The following is a 1,040-nucleotide window of genomic DNA, read 5'->3' on the forward strand; positions in this document are numbered from 1 at the left end:
TACCCCACCGACCGCATCACCTACATGCTCGACGACGCCCAGCCCGCCCTCACCCTCACCACACCCATCCCCACCGACACCTACACCGGGAACTCCGCCCAACCGGTCACCGACACCGAACGCCGCACACCCTGGTCACCCCGCCACCCCGCCTACATGATCTACACCTCCGGCTCCACCGGCCGCCCCAAGGGCGTCATCATCGAACACCACGCCCTGGCCACCTACCTCCACCGCGCCCGCACCACCTACACCGCCACCACCGGAACCACCCTCCTCCACTCCCCCCTCGCCTTCGACCTCACCATCACCGCCCTATGGACCCCCCTCACCAACGGCGGAACCGTCCACCTCACCACCCTCGAAACCACCACCGTCCAACCCACCCTCATCAAAGCCACCCCCAGCCACCTCCCCCTGCTCACCACACTCCCCAAAACCACCTCCCCCACCCACACCCTCATCCTCGGCGGCGAACCCCTCCACACCGACCACCTCACCACCTGGCACACCCACCACCCCCACGTCCAGATCATCAACGCCTACGGACCCACCGAATCCACCGTCAACATCACCGACCACCACCTCAACAACACCCAAGACCTCACCAACGGCCCCGTCCCCATCGGACGCCCCTTCAACAACACCCAGGTCTACATCCTCGACTCCGCCCTGCGCCCCGTACCCCCCGGCGTCACCGGCGAGCTCTACCTCGCCGGCGAACAACTCGCCCGCGGCTACCACCACCGCCCCGCCCTCACCGCCGAACGCTTCACCGCCAACCCCCACGGCACACCCGGCACCCGCATGTACCGCAGCGGCGACCTCGCCCACTGGAACCACCACGGCCACCTCATCCACGACGGCCGCACCGACCACCAGATCAAACTCCGCGGCCACCGCATCGAACTCGGCGAAATCGAAAACGCCCTCACCACCCAACCCCACATCCACCAAGCCACCGTCCTCCTACGCGAAGACCACCCCGGCGACCAACGCCTCACCGCCTACCTCGTCACCAACCCCACCCACTACAACGA

Annotated in this window: 1 protein-coding gene; it reads left to right on the plus strand. The window is 67.3% G+C overall.

Annotated features, from left to right (window positions below; genetic code table 11):
* Positions 1 to 1,040 (plus strand): amino acid adenylation domain-containing protein (locus ACZ4V1_RS35900; protein WP_468345377.1); only part of this gene is annotated, 1,040 nt, incomplete at both ends.

Source organism: Streptomyces sp. NPDC028991 (genome assembly GCF_055564775.1).